The 25799-nt window shown below is 44.7% G+C and carries 17 protein-coding genes; 4 read left to right on the top strand and 13 right to left on the bottom strand.

Going from position 1 to position 25799, the window contains the following annotated elements:
- Positions 1-296: 296 nt before the first annotated feature.
- The 10 genes from L6I86_RS01470 to L6I86_RS01515 form a co-directional block, all read right to left on the bottom strand.
- Complete coding sequence (locus L6I86_RS01470; RefSeq protein ID WP_236284136.1) at positions 297-1961, bottom strand: glycoside hydrolase family 3 protein; 1665 nt, start codon at positions 1959-1961, stop codon at positions 297-299.
- 18 nt (positions 1962-1979) lie between these two features.
- Entirely contained in the window at positions 1980-3524 is a 1545-nt protein-coding gene (locus L6I86_RS01475) for an alpha-L-rhamnosidase-related protein (protein WP_236284137.1), read from the bottom strand.
- 36 nt (positions 3525-3560) lie between these two features.
- Positions 3561-6458: an alpha-L-rhamnosidase gene (locus L6I86_RS01480; RefSeq protein WP_236284138.1), complete on the bottom strand. Its 2898-nt coding sequence runs from the start codon at positions 6456-6458 to the stop codon at positions 3561-3563.
- A 29-nt stretch (positions 6459-6487) separates the two neighbouring features.
- Positions 6488-7318, bottom strand: coding sequence for a carbohydrate ABC transporter permease (locus L6I86_RS01485; protein WP_236284139.1), 831 nt, complete (start codon positions 7316-7318; stop codon positions 6488-6490).
- On the bottom strand, positions 7315-8181 hold the full coding sequence (locus L6I86_RS01490) for a carbohydrate ABC transporter permease (RefSeq protein ID WP_236284140.1): 867 nt from the start codon (positions 8179-8181) through the stop codon (positions 7315-7317). Before L6I86_RS01490 ends, L6I86_RS01485 begins: the two co-directional genes overlap by 4 nt.
- A gap of 83 nt (positions 8182-8264) precedes the next feature.
- Complete coding sequence (locus L6I86_RS01495) at positions 8265-9614, bottom strand: ABC transporter substrate-binding protein (protein ID WP_236284141.1); 1350 nt, start codon at positions 9612-9614, stop codon at positions 8265-8267.
- 142 nt (positions 9615-9756) lie between these two features.
- The gene (locus L6I86_RS01500; RefSeq protein ID WP_236284142.1) at positions 9757-10281 is read right to left on the bottom strand and encodes a helix-turn-helix transcriptional regulator; all 525 of its coding nucleotides are present in this window, start codon (positions 10279-10281) and stop codon (positions 9757-9759) included.
- Position 10282: 1 nt separating this feature from the next.
- Complete coding sequence (locus L6I86_RS01505) at positions 10283-11257, bottom strand: response regulator (RefSeq protein WP_236284143.1); 975 nt, start codon at positions 11255-11257, stop codon at positions 10283-10285.
- Positions 11250-13019, bottom strand: a complete 1770-nt coding sequence (locus L6I86_RS01510; RefSeq protein ID WP_236284144.1) for a cache domain-containing sensor histidine kinase — start codon at positions 13017-13019, stop codon at positions 11250-11252. The genes L6I86_RS01505 and L6I86_RS01510 overlap by 8 nt, the downstream gene beginning before the upstream one ends.
- Positions 13020-13391: 372 nt before the next feature.
- A complete protein-coding gene (locus L6I86_RS01515) occupies positions 13392-13523 on the bottom strand; it encodes an S-layer homology domain-containing protein (RefSeq protein ID WP_236284145.1) in 132 nt (43 codons plus the stop codon).
- A gap of 333 nt (positions 13524-13856) precedes the next feature.
- Between L6I86_RS01515 and L6I86_RS01520 the strand changes: the two genes are divergently transcribed.
- From L6I86_RS01520 to L6I86_RS01535, 4 genes are all read left to right on the top strand, one after another.
- Positions 13857-14555 (top strand): GntR family transcriptional regulator, encoded by a 699-nt coding sequence (locus L6I86_RS01520; RefSeq protein ID WP_236284146.1) that lies wholly within the window; start codon positions 13857-13859, stop codon positions 14553-14555.
- 332 nt (positions 14556-14887) lie between these two features.
- The gene (locus L6I86_RS01525) at positions 14888-16366 is read left to right on the top strand and encodes a spore germination protein (protein WP_236284147.1); all 1479 of its coding nucleotides are present in this window, start codon (positions 14888-14890) and stop codon (positions 16364-16366) included.
- Positions 16363-17448: a GerAB/ArcD/ProY family transporter gene (locus L6I86_RS01530; RefSeq protein ID WP_236284148.1), complete on the top strand. Its 1086-nt coding sequence runs from the start codon at positions 16363-16365 to the stop codon at positions 17446-17448. The genes L6I86_RS01525 and L6I86_RS01530 overlap by 4 nt, the downstream gene beginning before the upstream one ends.
- Entirely contained in the window at positions 17445-18569 is a 1125-nt protein-coding gene (locus L6I86_RS01535; protein WP_236284149.1) for a Ger(x)C family spore germination protein, read from the top strand. Before L6I86_RS01530 ends, L6I86_RS01535 begins: the two co-directional genes overlap by 4 nt.
- A 59-nt stretch (positions 18570-18628) precedes the next feature.
- On the opposite strand, the gene L6I86_RS01540 is transcribed toward L6I86_RS01535, so the two are convergent.
- The 3 genes from L6I86_RS01540 to L6I86_RS01550 form a co-directional block, all read right to left on the bottom strand.
- Positions 18629-20689, bottom strand: coding sequence for a hypothetical protein (locus L6I86_RS01540; protein ID WP_236284150.1), 2061 nt, complete (start codon positions 20687-20689; stop codon positions 18629-18631).
- Positions 20690-20841: 152 nt separating this feature from the next.
- Entirely contained in the window at positions 20842-23700 is a 2859-nt protein-coding gene (locus tag L6I86_RS01545) for a carbohydrate binding domain-containing protein (protein WP_236284151.1), read from the bottom strand.
- A 181-nt stretch (positions 23701-23881) separates the two neighbouring features.
- Complete coding sequence (locus L6I86_RS01550) at positions 23882-25732, bottom strand: heparinase II/III family protein (RefSeq protein ID WP_236284152.1); 1851 nt, start codon at positions 25730-25732, stop codon at positions 23882-23884.
- Positions 25733-25799 lie beyond the last annotated feature (67 nt).

Consider the following 25799-nt stretch of genomic DNA (forward strand, 5'->3'; position numbering starts at 1 on the left):
GTCTAATGTAACCGTTTACAACATTTCATTTAACTTCCGTTTTTGGCAGTTCTATCACCTCTTTCCTTTGCTGCTTTTATGTAGATGGTTCGGCGTGCCGCCAATTTACCATAATTACGCTTATTTAAAAATACCTTTATTTAACATTGGATACCCTTATTTTAGGTAAATACATGAACTTGAAGACAATCAAAATAATAGGCTCCGCTGTCCTCTGAGGACATGCGTTTATGGTGAAATATAGCCACTAATCATAAAAAAACATCCATCGGAAGCAATCCGAGGATGTCTATTTTTTAAAGCCTAGCCAACGCTGATCCGCAAAACGCATCTACGGGCGAGGTGCCTATGAAGGGCTGTTTGCCTAGCAAACAATTTAGAATCTCCCTTTGAACAATAGCCGAGGCATTATAGCCATTAATCATAGTTGGCATCGTTGGCATCTCATATGAGGTGTACGGGTTACCAAGTGAAATGAATAAGGTTGGTACGTAGGTAGGATACCAAGTAAAGATACCTCCCGCCTCCTCAGGTGACATACGCAGGGAATTCTGCATAAAGCTCGGCGATTTCTGCGTCACATAAATGACCAGATCAATGTCATTCTCTACTTGTTTGAGGTGGTAATCTCTAACCACTTCAAATCCTTCCTTCACCAGCATCTGCTCAAAGCCGCTGCCTCCTGCACCATTCTCTGTGAATAATGAGCCTTCACTCCCAGATGCAATGAGCAGAACTCTCTTATGCTTTTCAGGTGAAATGGGCAGTACGTTTTGCGTGTCCTTCACTAGCGTCACCGAGGTTCGAGCTAATTCTTGGGCTAAATTCACATGCTCCTCTGACCCTACACAAGCTAAATCTTGCAGCGCTGGTCTTTCATGATGCAGCCCCAACGAAGCTTTCAGTGCAAGTACTCTCGTAACCGCTTCATTCAGACGTTCCTCTGTAATAATGCCATCGTTGACTCCTTGAATCATGGCTTCAAAGTCGTATTTGAGATCCGCTGTGAATAGAAACATATCCACACCAGAGGCAATACACTGGGGAACGATTTCATGTCGCGGCCCCCAGCTCGTCATGCCCACCATCGCTGACGCGTCGGAAATGATTAACCCGTTAAAGCCCAGCTCTTCTCTTAGCAGTTTCACATTGAGTTCATAGGAAAGCGACCCTGGCGTATGCTGCTTTCTAACATCATGAATGCCAAGCTCCTCATAGTAAGCGGGAAGCGCAATATGCGCACTCATCACACTTTTTACACCCGCATCAAAAGCGGAACGATACACTCGCCCATAAGTTTCACGCCACTGTTGCATCGGCATGGCGTTTACGGTCAGTACCTTATGCTGATCGCGGTCATCCATGCCATCACCTGGCCAATGTTTCACACAGGCAGCCATTCGACCGGTTTCCTGTACGCCCTCTACAACTGGGATTGCGTACGTTTCTACTACTTCAGGTGTGTCTCCAAAGGCACGCGTATTAACAATCGGATTTTGATAATTATAGTTAATATCCAGCACAGGCCCGAATACCCAGTTAAAGCCGATTGCCGAGCCTTCTACTTCAATGCCTTTACCAAAAGCCTGCGCCAGCTCAGGCTTCCCCGTAGCCGCTACCTGCATGTTCATGCCAAGATTCGTGCCGTCAACGGCTCCGCCAAATCCGCCGGATTCCAAATCTCCGGTCACCAACAACGGCAACTTACTGCGGCTTTGCATATCCGCTATTTTCGCCTGTTGATTAACCTTCGTAGCATCGGGACTAAAAGCGAAGAGATGCACCCCACCGGGTTTAATACTCAATAGATCCTCCGACTCCGGTGAAAATGGCTTCTGAACTACAACAAACAGCTGCCCGACTTTCTCTTCCAAGCTGAGTCCATCTCGCGTTTCCTTCACCCAAGAGACGTCAGACTCTGATAAATAAAATGGTTTTTGACGAAGTTGATCATCTTTCATTTCGTGTACGACCTCCCGTTACAGTAAATACTTTCGAATAAAATACGTAGGTGTACAGCTCCATGCATGGCAATAGCTATTAATTAAATTACTGCCATAGGGCGATAGCTTTTTATCATTGGGGTTGTAGATTTCCCAGAAGCAATCCGCTCCGTCTTTGACCATTTCTCCCCAATACGCTCTCATTTGCTCCAAAGCTTTCTCGGGTCTGCCGCTTTCAAATAAAGCTTCAATTAAATGATGATACATATAGGGTGTTGTCATCCCAATTTCTGGCGGGGATTCGAATAGCCGATCCATTAATTGACCATTTTCCTCCTCGTTCAACACACCTGCCAAAGCCATCCACACCTGAGATGCCCACGAAACCTGCTTAGTTACTCCACTTACAAAAAAGCCTGTTTTCTCATCCCATAAATGCTGAAGCGCGCTGCTTGTCACACGATCAATTTGTTCTGAAATGAATGTTGCTTCTTGATCTTTTTCCAGCTCTTTCGCCAGTCCAAGGCCCCTTTTGAGACAATATAACAAAATGGCTTGAGCGGATGCTTGTTTATTAAGCTCTGGATGCCAATCCGTGAAGCACCACCAGGTTTCATCATCACGCACCAATCCGTATTCATCTAGTCGTTCTAATCCGATCTGTATTTGTTCTAGGGCAACTGGCCATAGTTCTACTAGCGCTTCTCTATCCTTGGACGCCTCATAATAATCGAATAGAATCGCTACGAAAAATAGTGAATAATCATAAAGTCGCGTATCATCGACTAACGGATTAGGCTTTTCAAATACACAAGCTCCAACTGCTCCGTCATCAAGCGTCATACCGCCAAACAAATATAAGCATCGCTTCACCAGATCATGATGATGGAAGGTCTGATAGTTCGCCAAAGCTTGTAGTCTTAAATCGCCAATCCACAGCCTGCGATCCCGCTTCGGTCCATCCTCGAACACCGTTTGCATACAGTCCTGAAGCGTCTTGATGCTGATGGCATCGATGGCTTGTAAGTCTGCTGGAATATTAGCGGGCAGCGGCGTTAATTCCCTCACATCAGCGGAGGTAACCGCCGTACAATGAATATCGGTAAAAGAAACCGTAAACTTACGGGATGTATCGATAATCATCATTTTTACATACCGGAAACAATATCTACGAGGCAGCTTTAGGACTGCAGGAAGCACATCAACATATATCGTCTCTTCCTGCAGCCAGGATTTGCTTAACCAACCATCATAGCTGTCAAAAGGTTCCGCTACCTCACATGGCATCTCACCGAAGATTAGCTTCAGCCCAAGCGGGGCATCTTGTGGACTACCTACTGACTTGATCGAAAGAGAGATATAACCAACTTGATGATCGCCAAAATCCAGAATGAAACTTTCATCCTTACCGAAGGATTTGGATTGTAACGCGGAGATACTCCCCGTTTCTTGCGTTCTCCACCCTTGAAACGCTTCTTCATCCGCTACAACCTCAATGACTGATTTAGGCAAAACAATAGATTCATGCAAGTCGGGAGTGAGCTTTTCCGCCAATTCCACAAACTTTTGATGCATTCCCATAACTCTTCAACACTCCTATCTGATTTTGCGGATACCTTATATGAGAACTAATTCCGCAAGCATCGCATCTATTTGTTTCCGTGTTATGCCTGTCATCGTGTTCTCCCCCAACTGCTTAATCGTCGATTTTCGAACGAAATTAAGAAAGGGACCTTCGAATAAGGATGACATATGTTTTTTGAAAATTACCGTTGCCGCTTCATGATCCAGCACATCATTGATTCTCGAATGTTCATTAAACGTTACGCGGAATAGATCGTTATTCGAATACGTGAATGTGTAATCACCTGATCCTAGAAGGACACGCACGCCTTGCTCGGCTTCACTTATATTTTGAATACCAGGGATCGAGATGTCGAGGGGAAGTCCCCCTTCTTGCACGCTGCCAATTGCTGCTCCTGTCAAAATAACTTCTGCGGTTGTATTAGCGGGAATACGAACTCTCATTTGAATTTGCCCCTGATCCACTTGCCATCCGGATTCGATGCGTCCATATAGGGAGTTATGTGCTGTTTTGGCATAAGCAAGACGATTCCCTCCAAACAACGGCTCGATATGAATGCGTTTGAAGGCCGGCAGAGTAATGTCCATATCCAAGCCAGCTATTTTGCGATACATCCAGTCTCCGATGGCTCCATAAGCGTAATGGTTAAAAGAGTTCATATCATCGCTCCAGAAGGAGCCGTCTGATTTAATGCTGTCCCAATGCTCCCAGATGGTTGTCGCACCCTTCGAGACGGAATACAGCCACCCCGGATAGCTTTCTTGCAGCAGCAGCTTAACCGCTGTTTCGTGATAACCGTTATTCGAAAGCGCGAAGCACAAGTAAGGTGTGCCTACGAAGCCCGTTGATAAATGATAATCATTATCCAGAATCAGTTCATTGAGATCCTTCGCGACTCTTGCACGCACCTCATCTTCGACGAGATTGAAGACGAGCGCAAGGATATGCGCAGTTTGAGTTGGGGCAGCAACGCGTCCATTTTTCGTTATAAATTCATCTCGGAATGCTTGAATTACGCCTTGGTAAAGCTCATCAAAAGCTTGCGCCTCTTCCTCATGTCCTAGCGCTCTTGCGGCATCACGAACAATACGTGTCGAATACGCATAATAAGCCGTTGCAACTAGCGCAACCGGTGTCGCACCGATGTAGCTGTTTTCCTTAGCATCCAACGCAAGCCAATCTCCAAAATGGAAGCCTGTATTCCATAAATATTCCTGATCACCTTGAGATCGGATGTAAGAAATCCATCCTTTCATGCTTTCATATTGTTCAGCAAGGAGACGCTTATCTCCATAATATTGATAAACCGTCCAAGGGCAGATCACCGCAGCGTCTCCCCAAGCAGCTGAATTCTCGCCGCCTACAACATCAGGGACAACAAAGGGAATGCCACCATTAGGTCTTTGTTCCGCTTTCATATCATGCAGCCATTTCGTGAAGAAGGGACCGCCTTGGTAATTAAATAGCGCCGTAGAGATGAAAACCTGAGCATCCCCCGTCCATCCTAAGCGTTCGTCACGCTGTGGACAATCCGTCGGCACGTCAAGGAAATTACCTCGTTGGCCCCAACGAATGTTGCTTTGCAGCTGGTTCACTCGAGCATCCGAGCATTCGAACTCACCTGTTGGCTCCATATCGGTATGCATGACTTCACCGACAAAAGCATCCAGAGGCAGACCATTTTCTTGGCCTGGAAAGCCCTCAACCTTCACATAACGAAACCCCATGAAGCTGAAATAAGGCGCATAGGATTCAGGGCCATTCCCTTTGGCGATATAGGTCACGACCTGCTTCGCTGGACGCAGGTTGCCGAAATAGATATTGCCTTCTTTATCTAAGACTTCAGCATGCTTTAGCTCGATTTGCGTACCCGCAGGTGCAGTTACAGTAAAGCGTACGCGGCCAACCATATTTTGTCCCATATCCAATACATGGTCGCCGGCAGGCGTTACGAAATATGCGATAGGACGTATGATTTCCGTTACACGTGTCGGAGCGTTTTCTTGAGGCACTAGCACATCAAGGCTAACATCCGAACATATCTGTGTAGACGCCCACTCGTCATCTCGGAAATTCACTGAGCTCCAGCCCGCTTGCTCCAAACGCGCGTCATACGTTTCACCATGGTAGATTGTCGAATATTGAATCGCTCCTGTTGAAGCCTTCCACGTGGTATCTGTGACTACAACAGCTTCTGTGCCGTCTTGATATCGAATATGCAGCTGTGCTAGGGCAGCCCGGCGTTCGCCGTATTTAAAGTTTTTATTCTCAAAGCCCATCCCGCTTTTGTACCAGCCATCACCAAGCAGAATGCCAATCCCATTACCATCACGTTGGAGCAGATCCGTTACGTCATAGGTTTGAACCTGCATCCGAGTTGGATAACTCGTCCAGCCTGGCGCCAGCAGCTCATCGGAAACACGAGTGCCATTCACATACAACTCATAGACGCCTGCAGCCGTCGCATATATACGTGCAGACAGGACGTCTCCTCCCACCTCAAACTGCTTGCGAAGCAGAAATGCAGGCTCGGACTGCGGATCCATCTCACTTTCGTGAGGTGTGATCCACTCGGCTTGCCATTTCCCTTGATCTAACAAGCCCATTTCCCACCAAGCAATATCACTCCATGCGGATTCACAGCCCATGTTATCCCATACTTTAACTTTATAGAGGTAACGAGCTCTTGATTGCAGCTCCGGCCCCCCATAAATTATTTGAATCGACTGATCGGATTCTGTATAACCTGTATCCCACACTGGATTCGTAAAATCGCCATCATCATTCGCTACGACGATTTGATACCCTCGCTGCAGCGTGCCGCGGCGATCGGATTCAATTTGCCAACTTAACTGAGGATTCCTCGCTCCAATACCAAGCGGATTCGTTCTATATTCACATTTCAATGCCGTAACCTGTAAATTCCCCATTGTAATCCTCCTCATCAACAGTCCCATGATTAGCCTTTAACTGAGCCTGCTGTCATACCTGCTACAATTTTTTTGTTAAAGAAAATGAATAAGACGAGAGGCGGTAGCGTGATCAGTAAAATATTCATGAATAGCAAATTCCATTGCGTGACAAATTGACTTTGGAAGTTATACAAAGTTAGTTGTACAGTCGCATTCTTGGCTCCCGGAAAGAAATACAGAGGGTTCGTAAAGTCGTTAAAAATCCCGACAGATGACGTGACAATAATCGTTGCCGTTACGGGCTGCAGAAGAGGCAGAATGATTCTATAGAACAGTCCAAATCCGCTGCTTCCATCCACCACAGCAGCTTCATCGACTTCACGCGGAATGCCTGACATAAACCCTTTGTACAACAAGACTCCGAAAGGAAATCCGAGTGCCACCTCTACTAGAACGAGACCTGGCAGCGTTTTGAACAAACCAATACCATTTAAGACCCAGATCGTCGGTACGATGGCTGGCGGTATAATTAATCCTGACAGAACAAGGAAGTTAAGCCATGGCGTCGCGCGATCATTTCTACGCTGCATCACAAAGCCTGCCATCGCACACACAAGAATCAACACGGTAATGGATATGACGGTCAGCAAAGTACTGTTGTAAAATGCCCGCAATAGCATGTAATCCCTGGCGGTGATCACTTCCTTCAGATTATCCCAAAGATGAATTGTGGAAGGCCACGCTAAGTTTAATAAGGAAGATTCTTTCTTGTCTTTCAGTGCATTGACTACGACAAAGTAGAAAGGAATCCAAAAGATAAGAATGGTCAGAAGAATGGCAATGACTTCAATACCTAAGCCTTTTATTTTTCTGCTCATAGTTCCGCCTCTTTTCTGTTCAGGTAGGAATACAGCGGAAGGGCAAGCGCCGTTACCACAATAAATAAGATCACGTTTCCTGCTGTAGCCAGCCCATAATAACCCCCTTGATACTGCTTATAAATAATGGACGCGATAAGGTCAGTCGTAAATCCTGGCCCCCCTTTGGTCATCGCCCAAACAAGGTCGAAGGAGCGCAAGCCACCGATAAAGGAGAGAATGATGACAGAATTCGTTGCCGGTCGGCTTAAAGGTAGAATAATATTCCAGAACTTATGGAATGCGCCTCCGCCATCCATTTCTAGAGCTTCATAATACTCTTGAGGAATAGAGAGAATTCCTGCGATATAGATAACCGTAGCGAAGCCCACACCTTTCCAAACATCCACAAGCGCAACAGACAACAGCGCAATGCGTGTATCGCCTAACCAGTCCGGACCAACAATGCCGATTGCCGCTAAAGCTGTATTGATTAAGCCTTGTGTTGGATGCATCATCATGCTGAATGTGATTCCGACTGCAATGGTACTTAGCAAAGTTGGGAAAAATATGACAGACCGCAGATAGCCCTTGGCTCTTATTTTTGAAGTTAGAAATACGCCTAGCAACAAGCCCAAAACAACTTTTAACACACAAGTTACTACCGCATAAATAAGGGTATTCTTAAATCCGATCAGCAGCGAAGCTTCTTGGAAAAACATTGTAAAGTTATCCAAACCGATAAACGTCCAGCTTGTTAAATTCCATCTTGTTAAACTAAAGAAAAAAGACATAATAGTCGGAAAGATGAAAATCAATAAGTAAATAATGGCTGCAGGAATAAGAAAAGCATATGAGTACGTACGTTTGAATACCTTGGCCACCGAGATCACCCCTAAGTTTAAGAAAAGAGCCGGTCCTGCATGAATTTCGCATCGCCGACTCCCTTCTGATTATTCTTTAATTATTACCAGCCTTGCAAACCTAATTGCTTGGCTTGTTTTTCAACATCTTTATCATAAACTTCTGCGCCTTGTTTACCCGTTTTGATAGCTGCGCCGACTTCCGTTGTAATTTGCGGCAAGCTGGATCCTTTAATTGGGGAAACGAATTCCAAAGCTGGTGCTGTTTTGTTACCGTCAAAATATGGCGTCATATCTTTAACCGCTTGTGCAACGTTATCTGGCAGCTTTGAACCTTTAATCGCATAAGGACCTGATGGCGTGGAAGCAGCCGATTGAGCGGCAACACCATCCATGGATGCGATGAAATCAACGAATTTTTTCGCTTGCTCCGCGTGCTTAGTCGCTTTGTAAATGTAAGCACCGCTTGGCATCCACACCGTCAACCCATTCGTTGCTGCACTATCCCCCGGCTGTGCAAAGAAGCCGATATCCTTCATTTTGTCTGGGAAATTCTGTGCAAGCGCTGGTGTTGCAAAGGATAGCATCGGATATTGAGCACCTTTACCCTCCGCAAGCATCTTCAAGCCCGCATCATATGTCGTTGCTAAGAAATCTTTGTTCATGTACCCTTTTTTCGCAATTTCCTCCAGCTTTTCGAAACTTTTAAGTGCCGCTGGATCCGTCGCATATTTCGCTTTATTCGCTGTATAATCATCCGCAAACTTCGGATTGGCAGCTTGCACATTGTAATAATCCGCTAACACGACCAGTTGTGATGTCCAATCATCTTTGTATGAACCGATGACAGGCGTGATCCCAGCTGCTTTAATTTTCTCACTGTTAGCCATCAATTCTGCCCATGTTTTCGGCACGGAGAGACCGAGGTCAGCATAAATCTTTTTGTTGTAGAACCAACCGCCGGCCATCGTGGAGCCAATCGGGCCCGCATAGACTTTACCTTTCGAAGAGACAGTTGGTTTAAAGGAATCAATCACATTCGCTTGAAAAGGTTCATTTGTTAGGTCAAGTAGATTTTGTTCTGGATTAAGCGCTTGCATAAGTGAACCGCTGTTATAGAAAAACACGTCAGTCATATCTCCAGTAGCTAGACGAGTTTTGACAATGTTATCGCCTTCACCACCGCCTGGGCGTGTTTCTTGTTCAACATGAATGTTCGGATACTTTTTTTCAAATGCCGCGACAATCCCTTTTGCAACATTGACAGAATCCTGTGTATTATCGATTAGAAGTGAGATGGTTACCTTCTCATCTGTTTTTTTGGTACCCGTATCTGTTGCATTCCCTTTTGAATCTTCGGATGATGTGGATGTCGTTCCACAGCCTGCTACCACACTAGCTAATAATACCGAAGTGGACATTGCGGCAACCCATTTTGTTGTCTTTGTACTCATTTTCAAATCCCCCTTAGTCATCTTGGTTAGGATGAATCGATTCCTATGATCAGGCGCGAGTTCGTTTTCCCCGTGCTTTAATCTTAATCGCTTTTCCTAACCCCAGGCAGTGCGTCATTCTTCTGATTGATGTCCGTATTTTTCAGATTCCCGAGGGGTTGGTTAACTGCTCTTTATATTGTCCAGGAGTATATCCCGTGTATTTTTTAAATACTTCAGAGAAGTGTCTATACGTATGGTACCCAACTTTCTCACTCACATCATTCACTTTCAAACCGCGGCTAAGCAGCGTCTTAGCAAGCTCCATGCGAATGCGTGTCACATATTTAATATACGACTCGCCCACTTCCTCCTTAAATAACACGCTGAAATAGGTGGGATTCATGCCAACATGCTCGGCTACCTCCTGCAGCGTGACATCTCGCGTATAGTTTTGCTCCATATAATTACGAGCACGTGTGACGGAGGCATGTCTTGAATGCTCACGAGCATCGATCGTATTTCCAACAATCATTTCAAGTTGACTGCGAAACCATTCCGTCGTTTTCCCTCTTGCTGCCATTTCCCGAAATTCCACATGTGGACGGTAATCTTCAGGAATGTGACTTGCTTTGTCCCCACCTGACTTTCTCGCTTCTTCGAGAGCCAAATAAAGCAGCTTAAGCATCTCATTCGACTTCGCTATCCAATTTTTCCATTTGTATCCATGCAATAAAACGATCAATCTGCTCAAGCATGCCCGCCTTATTACCAGAACGCAAACTCAGAATTATAGCTTCCTCTCGTTCGTTTAAGCCCTCTGGCCGGGTAATCAAATCACCTAAATCTTCAAAACGTACAATCCCTTTTCCCCCCAGAAAATGAGCGGAACGCAGCGCACGAAGCGCTTCTTTAAAGCTATGTGCGGCATCTTTCAGCTCTGCATAAGTCCGACCGCCCCCAACAGAGACGTTAGCTTGCTCGGACTCCAATTGCAGCTGCTCCCAGAACTCAGGGGTTGGCTGCTGGGCATGCACGCATACAAGTAATCTCTCTTGGCCATGACGCAGCGGAATCACCGTACATCCCGTATGCTCAGGAATCTGCAGCCGATCTGATTCTGTCGCCAGAACGGTCACTCCAACAAGGGGATCCGCCCCTGCACCATAAATGTCTCGCCATTTCACTTCCGCTTCTTCGCCGATAAATAGTAAATCGAATGTCGCCTTCTCCAAAAGCTCGCGATGACTGCTGCTTATTTTTGTTTTAAGATCCAGCACTTCTTGCTCCTGGCTGATCTTGTCCATAACCTTGCGAATCGCTTTCTCAATCATTGGAATTGTAATTGGCTTCTCCAAATAATCAGCAACCCCTAGATTGATAGCTCTTTTCACATATTCAAATTCATTAAACCCGCTAAACACAATACATAGTGTCTCCGGTGCTTCCTGCATAATTTCTTCAATCAGCTGGAGTCCATCCATTCCTGGCATCCGAATATCAGTAAAAATAAGCTTGGGCCGATGCTCGCGAAATACTTCGAATGCAGACAGACCGTTGTCAGCCGTTCCAATGAGTTCAATACCAAAGCTTGACCAGTCTATCATTTCACGAAGGCCTTGGAGCACAATATATTCATCATCAAACACTGCGGCCTTAAGCATCTGTATCCCTCTTTTCACCGAATAGTTGAAAACGAATCTGGATCTGAGTGCCTTGATTGACTACACTCGAAATCGTTAATGAACTGGTCGTTCCGTAGCACAAGGTCAATCGTTCACGTACATTTTTCAAACCATATCCTTGTTCCGTCGCATTTAAATCAGCTATTCCTACGCCGTTATCTTCCACAGTAAAAACAAGATATCCATCATCTCTTTTTCCGGTAAGTCGAATCGTACCTTCTCCTACCTTAGGTTCTAAACCATGATAAATGGCATTCTCAACAAGAGGTTGAAGCAGGAGCTTCATAATCTCCATACCCATTATGGCAGGCTCTACTTCTTCCATATATTGAAAGCGATTATGATAGCGAATATTTTGGATCGTCATGTAATGCTCAATATGCTTTAATTCCTTATAAACGGAAATGGTATCTTTCCCTTTATTCAGGCTCAATTTAAAACTTTCCGATAAGGAAATCGCCATCTGAGCGACATCATGATTCTTTTGCAAAGTCGCCATCCAATAGATCGAATCTAACGTGTTATATAAAAAATGCGGCTTAATTTGCGCCTGCAGCGCCCGAAGCTCCGCCTCTCGCTCCTTTAACTGGGAATGAATCAGCCGCTCATTTAATGCTTTATTTTCAGAGACAACGCGTTTAAAGGTTTCCCCAATCGTCCCTACCTCGTCCTGTTCGAACGTCTCTTCGAATTCTCGATCACCTTTGGTCCAATCTACCATCATTTTTTTGATCTGTAGAAGCGGACGAGTAATACTGCCGGATATAAAAATGGAATACAATAGCGCAATAACCCCCATAGAAACAGCAATGAGTGTTGTTATTGTCCTAATTTGATTCGATTGCTTAAGCAGTTCATTCACTTTAATCAGATGAATAAATGTCCAATCGGTCGTTTGGTTCTGGTATTGGCTAATGAGATACCCCTTTTGCTCCAATTGGCGAATAAGAGATGCATTGTCTCCTTCTTTGAGTTCGGCATCGTCGGTTAGACCGTTATTAAACACGACTTTACTTCTTTCAGGAGTATTATCCAGCGCCATGAAACCACCGGCATTACTGTTTTCATTGAAAATATTGGTGAAAATATCCGTTGATATATTCACAACTAATAGACCCATCGTTTGTCCGTTTGGACTTGATGCATCGCGAAATAATTTGACTGTGGAAAATGAATTCTTCGAATGATCGAGTACATCATAGCCAAGAAAAACAACTTTACCCTGATCTTGTAAAGCACTCTGATACCAATCGGTTTGCCGGATGAGCTTAATTTTGTCTGGCTGTTCATAAACCCCTGCATCATCAGAGCGTCCAGCACAGAATGTCTTGAATTCCAAATTAAATACACAGATGGAGTTTACAAATTTGGTATCAAATTGATTGTTATTAATCGCTTTTTGCAGCTTATTGGAGGTCCATTCACTTGTCGATTCAGGTTCAGTGCTATTCGCAGTGTTGCTGCTCGACAAAACCTCCCGCACCTCATTGTTCACCACGATCGAACGATTCATATTAATAATGCTACGAAATAATAAATCCGCCACTTCACTTGACGTTTCTAAATGATTTTCATAGGTTTGCGCATTCGTTTCCATCAGTGTGTTCTTGGCAATATCGAAAGACATATATCCTACAATCATAATTGGAGGCAAAGAGATAACGATCATTGCAACGAGAAACCGACTTCGAAGCCGCTGTAAACGGAATTTCGATACGAGATACCGCAATCTGTTTTTCATATTGTGCATCCCCCATCCCTTGTTGTATGTATCATGAAATAACCTGAGAGCTATACAGGTATTATAACTAGATCAACCCTAATTACATAATGTGCTTATTTTTTGGGTGAGTGTCCGTTTTTTTTGGAAAGGGTATCGAGACGCCTTGCTTCGAATGACAAAAAGAAGTTTTCAGTTAATTTCCCCCACTTCCTTATGTGGATTGTCCCTCTCTCTCGATCAAAGCCGAGAATGTAAAGATTCTATCTCTCAGGGATAGTTATGTGTATTTTAAAGGATAACAACCAGAAGACATATTTTTTGAAACAACTACGTAAATGCACAATAAAATAAGCCCGTGCACTCACTAAAGTGCACAGGCTTATTTCTATATCACGCCTTTTTGGTTAGTTGCAAGAAACGCTCCAGCATGGTCGCCGCTTGCGCGCGCGTAGCCGGCACCGCTGGAGACAGTAATTCGCCATCGAGACCGTTTACTAATCCGCTTTGCAGCGCTGCGGCCATCTCTGGTCGCGCCCATACGATGCTGCTGCTGTCTTTGAACTTCGCAAGAAGTCTTCTGTCTCCTGTTAAGTCATTGTCTCGATGCTTCAGGTATTAGATTAGGGCTGTATAGTTATGGGAATATTCGACTTATGTAAACGAACTGTTAATCTTAACTTCACGTGCTGCTGCGAAATCGCCAAATCCCCCGTTATAGCGGGGCGAAACCTAGGAAAATAGCGTTCGCAGCAGGCGAGTAATTTCAATTTTTCTTCATCCACTTTATATTCAGCTTACATACATCATGCATAATAGACATTATCGACTCTACTTGAAAAGGCGGCTTGTAATGAAATGACTTCACTTGTACCCGATGCACGGAACACATCGAACCAATTAGGCTCAGCTAAGTCTTCCCTTGAAAAATTAGCCTATCAACAAATTCGCGAGAATATAATCAATGGTCATTTCCTGCCAAGCACACTGCTTTCGGAAAATGAGCTGGCTGAGCAACTCGGCATGAGCCGCACGCCAATTCGAGCAGCGATTTCCCTCTTAGAGACAGAGGGATTCGTCGAATCGATTCGAGGACGCGGAGTCTTCGTAAAGGAGATCTCGTTTCGGGAGTTTCACGACATGTTCGAATTCCTGGCCTCGATGCAGCTGTACAGCCTCGAAATCGCTGCGTTCAGGAAGCTCAGCTTTAATCTGCCTGAGCTGGAATACCTTCTCGCAAGACAGCTGAGTGCTTCGGAAGCGGACGACTACCGCACCTATTACGAATGCGGCCTTCTCTTTATTGAAACCATGCTGCTACCTCTAAAGAATGCGAACATGCTGCATGTTCTCGAGCAAATTAAAGGGAAATATATGTTCAAAATTATTTCCTACCGCAAGCTGCATGTCCACACGTTGCCGAAACCGCAGCAATCGGTAGAATTCAATCAACGCATCTATGATGCGCTTGCAGCAGGAGATTTGGACGAAGCGAAGAGAATCATTCTAGAGCTCATCGAACAGACACGTCAGCAATTTCAGTCTTTTGGGATTTAATACAGGTCAAGGGTAACGAAAAGCCTGTGCGTACCGAATCTCGGTCTCGCACAGGCTTTTCAATCGTAAATATAACGATTCCATCAAGATGGCCTCGAATCTGTCATAAAGACGATCAACATCTTCCTTGTGACATTTACTATGATGTCGCGAGCGACCCTAGAATTGGAAATCATCAAGCATTTTTCTAGTAAAAAAGAGCTCCGATACCTGCAGTTATTCAAATGAAATATTAGGAAATAATTATGAGATCATTTGCTAATAATAGATAAAGTTACTAACCGCGGGGTGTTAATGATATGAATCAGAATAGGAAAATAAACCAGACGCTCATGAAACCTGATGCCCCTTCACTTTTCCTAGAACCAGGAGATCTCGAATTTTTAATAACGCAGATTCAAGTACACTTATCCTATACAGAAGACCTTAATGTTCATCAACTCGTATTTAACAATCAACAGTGTGCTTTGGTTTATTTGGAATCGCTTGTCAACCAAGAGTTTATTCAAACCAGTATTATTAATCCCCTCTTGGCCTCAAATACGAATGATGCCGATGTCGAACAAATCGTAACTACCATGGAAATCACCAAATCTTCCGATGTGATCATAATTGGCAAGGGTTTACTACATGGATCCTGCATCATGGTCATGGAGAATGAGTCCATAGCAAACCTGATGTTCGTCGGACAAACTCAGGGTCGATCCATTCAAGAACCAAAATCAGAACAAATCATTCAGGGATCACATGAAGGCTTCATTGAGCGTATCAGTACAAATATTAATTTGCTTCGAAATCGTATCAAGAGCCCTAAGTTAACGGTAAAGTACTTTACCATAGGTCATCTCACCAATACGAAAGTAGCCCTGATCTTCATGGATCAGGTTGCTGATCCAGCCATTGTAGCCGAATGTGAAAGGCGGATACGATCCATCGATCTGGATTATCTGTATTCCGTTTCTGCTATAGACGAGTCGATCGAGGAGCATCCGTTTTCGCCATTTCCGCAGTCCATGCAGACCGAGAGACCGGACCGCGCGGTTTCGTACTTAATGGAGGGGAGAATAACGATTATCGTTGACGGGAGTCCCAGTGTTTTGGTGCTTCCTATCACGTTTTTCGCTTTCTATCAGTCCCCTGACGATTACAACAATCGCTGGATTACAGGAACTTTTTTCCGCTTCATTCGATTAATAAGCTTTATATTGGCCATCTCTTTACCCGCCATTTATATTGCTACCGTGTCGTTCAACTCTGAAGTGCTGCCTATTGGCATCCTCTATTCCGTTAAGGTCTCGTTAACTTATGTACCATTACCACCCATTTTGGAAGCGATCATGATGCAACTCATACTTGAACTGCTGAAAGAAGCTTCCATTCGATTACCCACGCCGATTGCTCAAACCATTGGTATTGTCGGGGGGTTAGTTATCGGTACAGCTGTAGTCGAAGCGCATTTGGTTTCACATACCATGATCGTTGTCATTGGATTGACGGCAATTGCCTCTTTCGCTACGCCGATTAATGAGCTGGGAACTAGCTTGCGGATTTTAGGCTTTCCAACCATGCTTGCCGCTTCCTTGTTTGGCTTTTTCGGCATTTCCATCATGATGATGGTCATCTTTATTCACCTTTGTAAATTAGAGACATTAGGTGTCCCTTATTTCGAACCGTTCGGACCTTACCTCGGCAAGAAACGCCTAAAAGACATTTTTATCAGTCTCCCTAGCTGGAAATTGAATAAAATCCCAAAAAATAAAGAACCAGGAACGGTCAAACATTCATTCTTCGTGAGGTGGAAGCGTCCTTGAATGCAACAATCAGTAGATCCCATTTGTTTTTTTTGATCATCAAGACGCAAATCGGGATCGGCCTCCTGTCCTTGCCTTCGAAGATTCAAAGCACGGCGAAAGGGGATGCCTGGATCTCCGTTCTTATTGCCGGCCTGGCTATACAGTTCATACTTCTCGTATACTGGCGTCTGCTCGTGAAGTTTCCCAATCAAACGCTAAGGGACATTACAATTCGAGTGTTAGGCCGCTATTTAGGGAAAGCTCTTAACTTCATCTACTTTGTTTTCTTTATAGCCATCGCGGGTTACGCGAGTGCGCTCTATACACAATTGATCAAAACATGGATGCTTTCGCTTACACCAAGTTGGGTCATCCTTCTGCTTATTATAGGCACCAGTGTTTATTTAGCCCTAGAAAGCTTAAGCATCATTGCCAGATTTTTCATCTTAACGGCTGTCCTTTTTATCTTTTTGTTTCTGATCAGTTTGTTGAATTTTACGAATGATGTGCAGCTTTCAAACATTTTACCCGTAGGTCAATCAGGTGTGAAACATATTTTACTGGGAAGTGAAAAGACGTTCTTCTCCATGCTTGGCTTTGAAGTGGTCCTCTTTTTCTCCGCCCATGTTCAGCAAACACCAAAAGGATTGTTACGCGTATACACGATAACCAATTGCTTCGTCACCCTGTTTTATACGTACTTCGTTTTCCTTTGTCTAGTCGGGTTTAGCCCAAAGGCGCTAGAACAAGTAAATGAACCCGTTTTGTTTATTTTCAAAGGATTAACGTATCAATTGTTTGACCGATTGGATCTGATTTTTCTAACGGTATGGATTGTCCCTATGACGGCCACGATCGTTTCTTATCTGTGCATCGCTGGCAAAAGTCTAACGACCACACAATCCTCATACCGAATGATGGTGGGTAGCAGCGGTCTACTTATCTTTTTGTTAGCTTGGTATTTAACAACGCTAGAGAATTTCGATGCATTCAGCAAATGGTTAGAATATAGTTACTTCATTATGATTACACTGATTCCAATTGTGTTGTGGTTGTTGTCCTTTCTTCTAAAACACACAAAAAAGGTCGGGGCCATATGAGAAAAAAACGAGCGCTTTTCTTCTGTTTCATCCTGATACTGCTGACCACGACAGGCTGCTGGGACACTCAACTTTTGACGACTAAAAAAATTGTCAATGGAGTAAGCCTCGATGTTGCCAAAGATAACCAAATTTCAGGGACGGTTAGAGCGATCATTCTAGAAAGCAAAGGCGGTGGACAATTCGATGTCAAGGATGAACTCATGCAAGCAACTGGGAAAACCGTCTTCGAATTGGGACTTTCCATCGATAGTATGCTCCCTGGAACGGTTGAAGCAACCAAGACACATGTTATCATCCTCGGTGAGGAACTAGCCAAAAAAGGAATAATGACACCTTTAGAGTTTTTTTACCGTATTCCGAGAAGCTATCTGATAACAAATGTTCTAATAAGTACTGGTTTAGCTTCTGACGTTCTATCCTTTGATAAAATTGAAACGAATCCAACTGCTTTTGGCATCAAGCAAATGCTTGACGGAGCCGTGAGAGCCACGGTTGTACATGAGCAATCACTCTATTCCATTTGGACTCAGATCTTTGACCCTGGCGTGGACACCGTGATACCTATGATCAGTAAAGTCAAAAACAAAGCCTTAATTATTGACAGTTCTGGATTAATGGACGGAGATAAATTCACAGGAGTGACTTTGCCTCGCGATGATAGTACCTTATTATTGCTTTTACAAGATAAGTTAGACAAACATGCCTTCATGGACATCCCTATCCAACAGGATTCTGGGCAGGAAACGACCAAGCTCTCGTTAGACGTACGCAAATTAAAAAGAGCATTCGATGTCTCTGTTGATCCAATTACGAGAGAAATCGAATGCTCTATTCAACTTGACCTCTATGGCATGATTTCGAGTTACCCGGCAAATATGGGACATAAAATCGATCGTGAGAAGCTAAGCAAGACATTATCAGAAACATTAAACAAACAAGCCGTACGAGTCACCCATACATTACTGGAAGCGAACTGTGATGCGCTTGGTATCGGCAGACAGTTAAGAGTGCATCACAATAAGCTATGGAATAATATGATCTGGAAGGACGAATATAAGAACGTAAAGTTTAAAACGAATGTTCAAATCCATATCACGAGTACAGGAATTATTAACTGAGTCCCATGTCGCGGTACAGCTAAAAACTAGTTCCTCTCCATCTTGCTGTTTGTGGGAACTTAATTTTGTTCTATAGCGAAATGAAGGGTTATTGGTTTACTTGCATCCTTGCTAATCCACTGTGCTAAGCGATAATTGCCATTACGATTCGGCATTAGCGAAGGAAGAACTTCAAGTTCAATGTCTTCGGATTCTGAATGTGGTTGGATTGCATATACAGCATTCGAATAATGGACGAACAGCTTATTGCCTTCGACACGGATGATCGATTCATCCGTTCCGTTGGACACTAACACCGGTACGGTTACACCGACACCGGTTAGTTCCGCAGCCTCTGCCGCTTCTACCAACCATGACGTTGTTACTCCCTCGTTAGCGACCCGATATAATTCTGTGATCGCTGCTACGCCTTCGATGCCTGGCCTTGGCAGCATATCCGCGATGGCACGCAAGAGGACTGGATGCATAGTTGGATCTGGGTCACGCAAATCCATATCATTCAGCTGTTGAAGTCCTGTAGATGCATAGCGAATTTGGAAGGACAGCACATCACCAGCTTCATCTTTATTTTCAACTGACGCATGCCAATGCATCTTCTCATCCTTGGTCGGCGTCCCGTCCTCATTCAACGATGCAAAGGTTTCGTGATTTCTTCGGCCATAGTTGGCTAATCTGTGCCAAGTACCGTACCCATCTCGCCATGTCAGACCAATAGCTGCCGGCGTGTGCGGGCGTGGTATGTTCTGTTTGGCCACTAAATAATTCATGTGAAGATTACCGCTGAGCCCAGCTATCCCCATGGAGAGCGCGGTTTCTTCTTTCACCTCCGCTTTATGCAGCCTCACCCAGCCGGTTGCATCATGCCCCATTTGCGCAGCTGTATCCATCACGAGATGATAGGCGCCTTGCCGTGGTCCAGTCGTGGCATAGATGCGATTAAAGGATTCAATTGGAACAACATATCCCCCCATATCCGCAGGCGTTGGCTTCTCGGGGATGCTTTCGTCCGCACATTCATAGCAAGAAGCCGCAATTTGCGCAGCATATAAGCTGTAGGTCGAGTAATACGCATAGAACTCCCAACCGTTACGCAGTTCACTGCTGAACCGATTCTTCAACAATCGGAACTCGGCAGGATCCTCGATCCAGCGCTGAATGGATCCAAGTGCTTTTCGAGCAGCTCGCTTAAAGGTACCTGCCCATGCTAGATCTCCCGCTTGCGCATATCGCGTAGCTTCCCGTTCACAGAGATTGGCAAAGGTCAACTCATTCCAAATAATCTGGTTACTTCTGCCGCCGCAGCTCGTGCCCCCCGTGCTAGATTGCATAAATAGCATGGTTTGAGCACCTTTGCGAAGCTGAGATTCAAGAAATAGCTTCCATTCACCGTTATATCCGGCGTCTAGTAAGCCACTAAGCTGCTGCCGCGCAGCCATGTCATAAACCGCCGGAAGATTAGGATCACGGTATAGCCCTTCTGGCGTGAACCGCGTCATTTGCGGTTGTAAATATGTCTCGATAAAAGCGTCTGACTTCGTCAAACCCTCGCTGAACCGCATCATTTCGCCATGCATCGCATAAGTAGCCCAGTTACGGATCGTACGAATGTCGGGGAAATTGCGGATCGTTTGGCTATACGTTAACTCAGGCTCAATTTGCGACAAATGCTTCTGCCATCTGTCACTACGCTCACGTCCTGCCATTTCCACAAGAAGCTGATATGCTCTAACCAGCATATGAGAAGTGAAATCAGCATGATCATCTGGGACTTTATTCTCGCCTAAACATTGGCTAGCCCAATCCATCGCTAGCATAATCTGATCTTGCAGATCCCTACAACGGCCGTTTGCTACTAAAATAGCCCCGGCTTTCACAAATGCAGCCGTGGCAAATTCGTGCTCTTTCCCATCCTTAGGCTCCAAAACCCCTCCGTATTCACTTAGATAAGGAACAAATTGACGAACACGCGCTTCGGCAAAGTCCAAATATCGATCACGAGATAGCCCAGTTTCTGTGATCTCATTGTTTTTGCTGTTTTCTTTGAAGGCGTCGATATGTGATTGTATAGGATTAGACCCAAATAATCGTTCGATATATGCTAATTCTTGTGTTGAAAACATACACTACCTCCAAAACGATGACTGTATTCTTACGAAATTCGAAATTCCCACAGAAATATAATAAATGTATATTAATGTAAATTGATCTGTTTGCCAGTTCGAACTAAAGACAGGACTGGAGCGTTCCCCGCTCCAAGTCCACTCTTACCGTTCTACTGAATACTTATATCATCAAAATACGATGTATTCGTATTACCAGACCATAAATCTCCGATCGATATTCTTTTGAAGTTCGTTAAACCCGTCGGCGATGAAACCAATACGCCATCGATATACATATCTACTTTTGTACCAGACGTATAGTCCCACTTGAACTCATGCCAGCCTGTTGTTCTGGTTACAGTCGTTGCAGAATGTGTACCGCCTAACCGTACGGCATATTTTGTAGTTGAAGTTGGAGTATTGACCTCAATTCCCCGAATCGTTACATTGTCATCGACAAAACCTGCTACTTGCATGTTCGTTACGCTGGCATTGTCATAGAACCACATCGTAACCACTTTATTGTAGCTAGAGCTAAAATTTTGCTGAATAGCGTCCATATCCTCATTGACGATGTAGCTATTACTCCCAGAATGTTTCATGGTTGTACTCGTCGTTGGCGTCCCTTTCCCAGGTACAACTACCCAGTTGCCCAGTCCGCCTTCAAAACCGTCAAATGCGTACATGGATTGGTAAACGGTTGAATCGGGGATAAGTCCTGCATCATCCGCATAAGCCTCTCCCGAGCCTGATGTTTTCTTAAAATAAATCGTGGCACTCGTATTCGCTGCCCCTGTCGTAAACGTGACCTTCACAAAGGTCCAAGTGGCACTGTTGGATGGCGTCGATACATCGGATCCACCATAGTTTTTAACACCTAAAGCAGCCGTTTCACCCCCCGGTGTTCTCAGCCAGCCCCCAGCAACATAACTCGTATTCGGTTGCAATCCTGTGATCGTTTGTTCAACTCCATCTACGCCACCGCTCAACTTGACGCCAAATAATTGAGATCGCGAATGTCCTGCGTTAGCTGCGAGTCCCCAATGATTTTCGTTGTATGCAACAGCGTTGCCAGCATCCGTAGCCACCCAACCCGAGAGGTTCCCCAGCTCAAATCCTGCGTTGGACACCCTATTCATGGTTGGTGTACTTGGCGTCGCATACGTCGGACTAGGCGGAGTCGCAAAATTATGACCAGCTGTCCAATTAGTGCCGCCGTACTCATACGCACCAATATCCGGGGCACTGCCTACATAGCCATCCGTAATGCCAGGTATGATCATACCCGCATCTCTGGCTGCTGAAGTCGAAAGCAACTGATAGTCACGAGCTGCCTCATTCACAAATCCCGGCGTCGTTGTCAGATTGCTTCCAATGGTCGTATAGGCTGTTGTTTCAGCATCATAGCCCTTTACAATGTTATTAAAGATTCGGTCCCCATACATATCCGTGGTAAAAATATTCCCCCAAGCTTGAACCGTCCCTGCATTCGTCCATGAGGTATTATTGTAGACGAGGTTATATTCCGATGGGATATTCAACTGCAAACCGGCGTTATTCCAAGTCACATTATGATGAATAATGAAATTGTTCGTGTAATTATCTAGGTAGATCCCCATGCCTAAGCTAGCTGACTTAGCATCATGCACCCAATTGTGATGAATCTCCGTATTCCCTCCATCTGTATTCGGTCCATAGAGCATCCCAAGGTCATTGGTCAGCCAGCCGGCATTATAGACGTTGTTATATTGAATGTCATTTGCGCTCATACCCGCATAGAAGTAGATGGTAACCCTGCCTGAATCACTTACCGTATTGTGGCTAATCAAGCTATTTAACCCTTTCAGGTTCACAAGTCCTTCCCAATCAGGTACATAACCCCCATCATGGATGTAGCTGTTAATCACGTGGTTCGAGGTGCCCTTTACCGTAACAAGACTGCCTGAGCTATAGGCAAGCTCACTGTCTCTAATCACATTATTGGTTCCGTCTAAAATGATGCCTAGATTCGTTTGCTCATTCGCAAGCGTATTGAGCTTATTGTGTGAAATATATTTGCTTACGAGTCCTTGCAGCAAACAGTTATTCGTCGAACCATCCATTTGGATGGTCGAGGCAATCGTTTGAATGCCTTTAATATCTACGAAACCTTTACCAGATAGGTCGAAGGCAGTTGTTCTTTTTTTCGCTTCGACGGTTTGACTGGATGGACTTCCACCACCTGGTGCCCATAAGTAGAGCATGGCGTTTGCCGAATCGTACCACCATTCCTTCTCTACATCGAGTGCACCTTTAATCCCAGACAAATAATATTTGTTGCCTGATGCTGGCACATACGACGCTCCTGTCGACTTTAACGCACCAAAAGTCAGTTTCTTCGTAGTAGCATCAAAAGCAGTGATCGTTGATGTCATGGCAATCCATCCGCTTCCACTTGTCGTCCATAGGGTTGCTCCATTCCAGAACCCCGTGGTCCCAGGAAGATTCGTGTCGACGATGTGCGTCAAATCCGATCCAGACTGCATAGACGCACGGGTCGGCTGAAGCAAGGTACCCGCTTGGTTAGGCCAACGTGCTTCATCCATCATCACACCATTAACGAACACTTGGTTACCTGCTCCTAGGGTCCAATTCATTGGAGCTTTATATATATTCCCAGTATCCACCGTCCAACCCGATACAACATCATTTCCACTCACGATGACGGTTTCACCCGAATAGTTCTGATAGGTAATCTTGTTTCCTGTTGTCCCTGAATTAGCTGGCGTAACGGTTTCTCGATACGTCCCTCCCCGAATATTGACGATATCACCAGCTTGCGCTGTGAGTGCAGCCTTCTGAATCGTAAGGAATGGCGTGCTTAACGATGTCCCATTATTGGAATCGCTTCCATTCGTAGCTACATAATAGGTCGTTCCTGCCGCATGTACCTCAGAAATAGGGACTGCCGTGACCATTGGAGAGATCAATAAGGCACTTAATACGCATTTTAATAATCGATTCTTCCATCTGCTCTGGATTGAATTCATGTACACATGCTCCTTTTTGATCATTTTGAGTGTTCCATTGGTTTGAGACACAATCAAAATCTTCTTGAGACTGAGCAGCGATGACGATCCCTAACTGTATCCTCCCTTCGTTACAACCGATTGCGATATATGAAATGGGCAGCCTGTTCAACCATGTAAACAGGCTTACCTGTACCGCCGACTATTCACCAATTTCAAAACAAAACTCAGAAAGCATCTCTAGCTCCATCCTCGTACGATTCAATACGATTCGGTAGAATGGCGTTCCTATTTTATAGTGAGAATCCACTTTCATTTCTTCCATGTCCAATTCCCACTGCTCTGAATTGTAAAGCAATGCCACCTTATTCATCTGTATCCGGCCTGCACCGATGACTCTAGGTTGTATACAACTTATGAAAATCTCTTGGAATGACTCCGGCTTTGTATGACAAATGACGCGATCCCTGACGATCAACTGCGGGGCTTTATGCACCGAATGATCCCACAGAAATTCTCGAGTGAAAATATCCAATGAAACGCAATCATAGGCTTTCGTCAAATCCATAACGACATGAACTTGATCATCTGAAATTTGACTGTGAACAATTTCAGAGCGATACGACTTCCCAAATCCCTGTCTGCAGCCATCCACAATCGGAACAGAATGTCCGTGAGAACCCGCATTGATCATCTCGTACCGATAGCTAGGTTGGAAATATTGTTTGGTATATACGCCAAGCCCCAGATCAGCCAACACATTGTCACCATCGACATGTAAAATAAAATGCCCAAGATCATTATGATTGTGAGGCTCTTCATTATGTCCGCCTTTGGCAGCAAAAGCTGTCATCCCACCTTCAGCATCCTTAACTTTCGAGATCACCCATTGATTACCGGTAAATACCTGCTCTTGAACCCTCTCTCCGTCACTAGCAGAAATTGATGGTTCAGAGTCTAATGACCAAAGCATCAACCTTGTAACATCCAGCCAATTCCCTATAACTGGCCTCATACGATAGTGGTCGGTCGGAAGCTCCAGTGTTGGTACATATTGTTGCAATCGTTGAATGAGACCTGGATTCAAAGTGACTTCTTCCGGAGAATCGGAGAAATTGACAACCTTCCCACCCGATAACATACAGAATTGCGGAAATTGTGAGATGGCTTCGACCTTAGCGTCTGTGAGGAGTGCAATGCGTCCCTGTGTTCGCTCTTTCAACAATTCCGCGAAATACACAAAGTGTGAAAATCCAAATTGCCAATAAGCAGGACCCTCTGGTGTTGCGCCTTGCTCGTCAAAGCCTGAGAAGTAATTCCGCAGCACCCCAATCACACGCCAGAGCATACCTGCCAGCTTCTCACTATCTTCGATCATATAGATCGCCGTTGCCCCGATACTTGAGGAGCAAACTGCCGGCCAGTTGTTCGTCTTCAGTTCCCAATTTTGCGGTGTAGGGTCATTGAAATAGACGTGAAATATGCGCTTATGGATTTCTTCGTTCACACGATGAATGATCCACGGATGCAACCTGTCTTTCAGCAAATGAACGGTCTCCGCTAACGTAAATGCGGTCATTCCTGCATACAGATCTACCGTTTCTCGTGGCGGAAGAGGCTGATCCCAGATCCCATTCGGATAATCATTATGGTAAAGTCCAACATGCGCTGGTGAAACCCAGGTATATTGGTTACATATTTGCCAAATTGCGTTCTCTAATCCGGTCTTCCACTCCTCCTTATCCTCTATCAGGGCAAGCATGCTATACATAGGGATGCCAACGAACAAGTCATCTTGCTGTTTCTGATAGATCGCCCTGTCACCTGTATCCCCGAACAAAGTGAACTCTGAAAATAATGGTGCACGTACGGGATTTTCAAGTACATGTGTCGCTTTCTCTTCCAATGTATGCCAGAATTCTGCGTAATTCACATCTTCTCTTATGCGTTTCCATTTCTCAGAGGAATGAGCTTCTGAATAAAGTGTACGTGGTTGGTGCTGTGTTTCTTCCAGTGCATTCTTAAGCTGACGAAATGTTATTTGCTCTAGCATCATTTTCATCCCTTCTCTTAACAAGTAAAGGGGGAACCACGAATTACTGGATCCCCCGCTATACGTC

The sequence above is a fragment of the Paenibacillus allorhizoplanae genome (genome assembly GCF_927798215.1).
GTDB lineage: Bacteria > Bacillota > Bacilli > Paenibacillales > NBRC-103111 > Paenibacillus_E > Paenibacillus_E allorhizoplanae.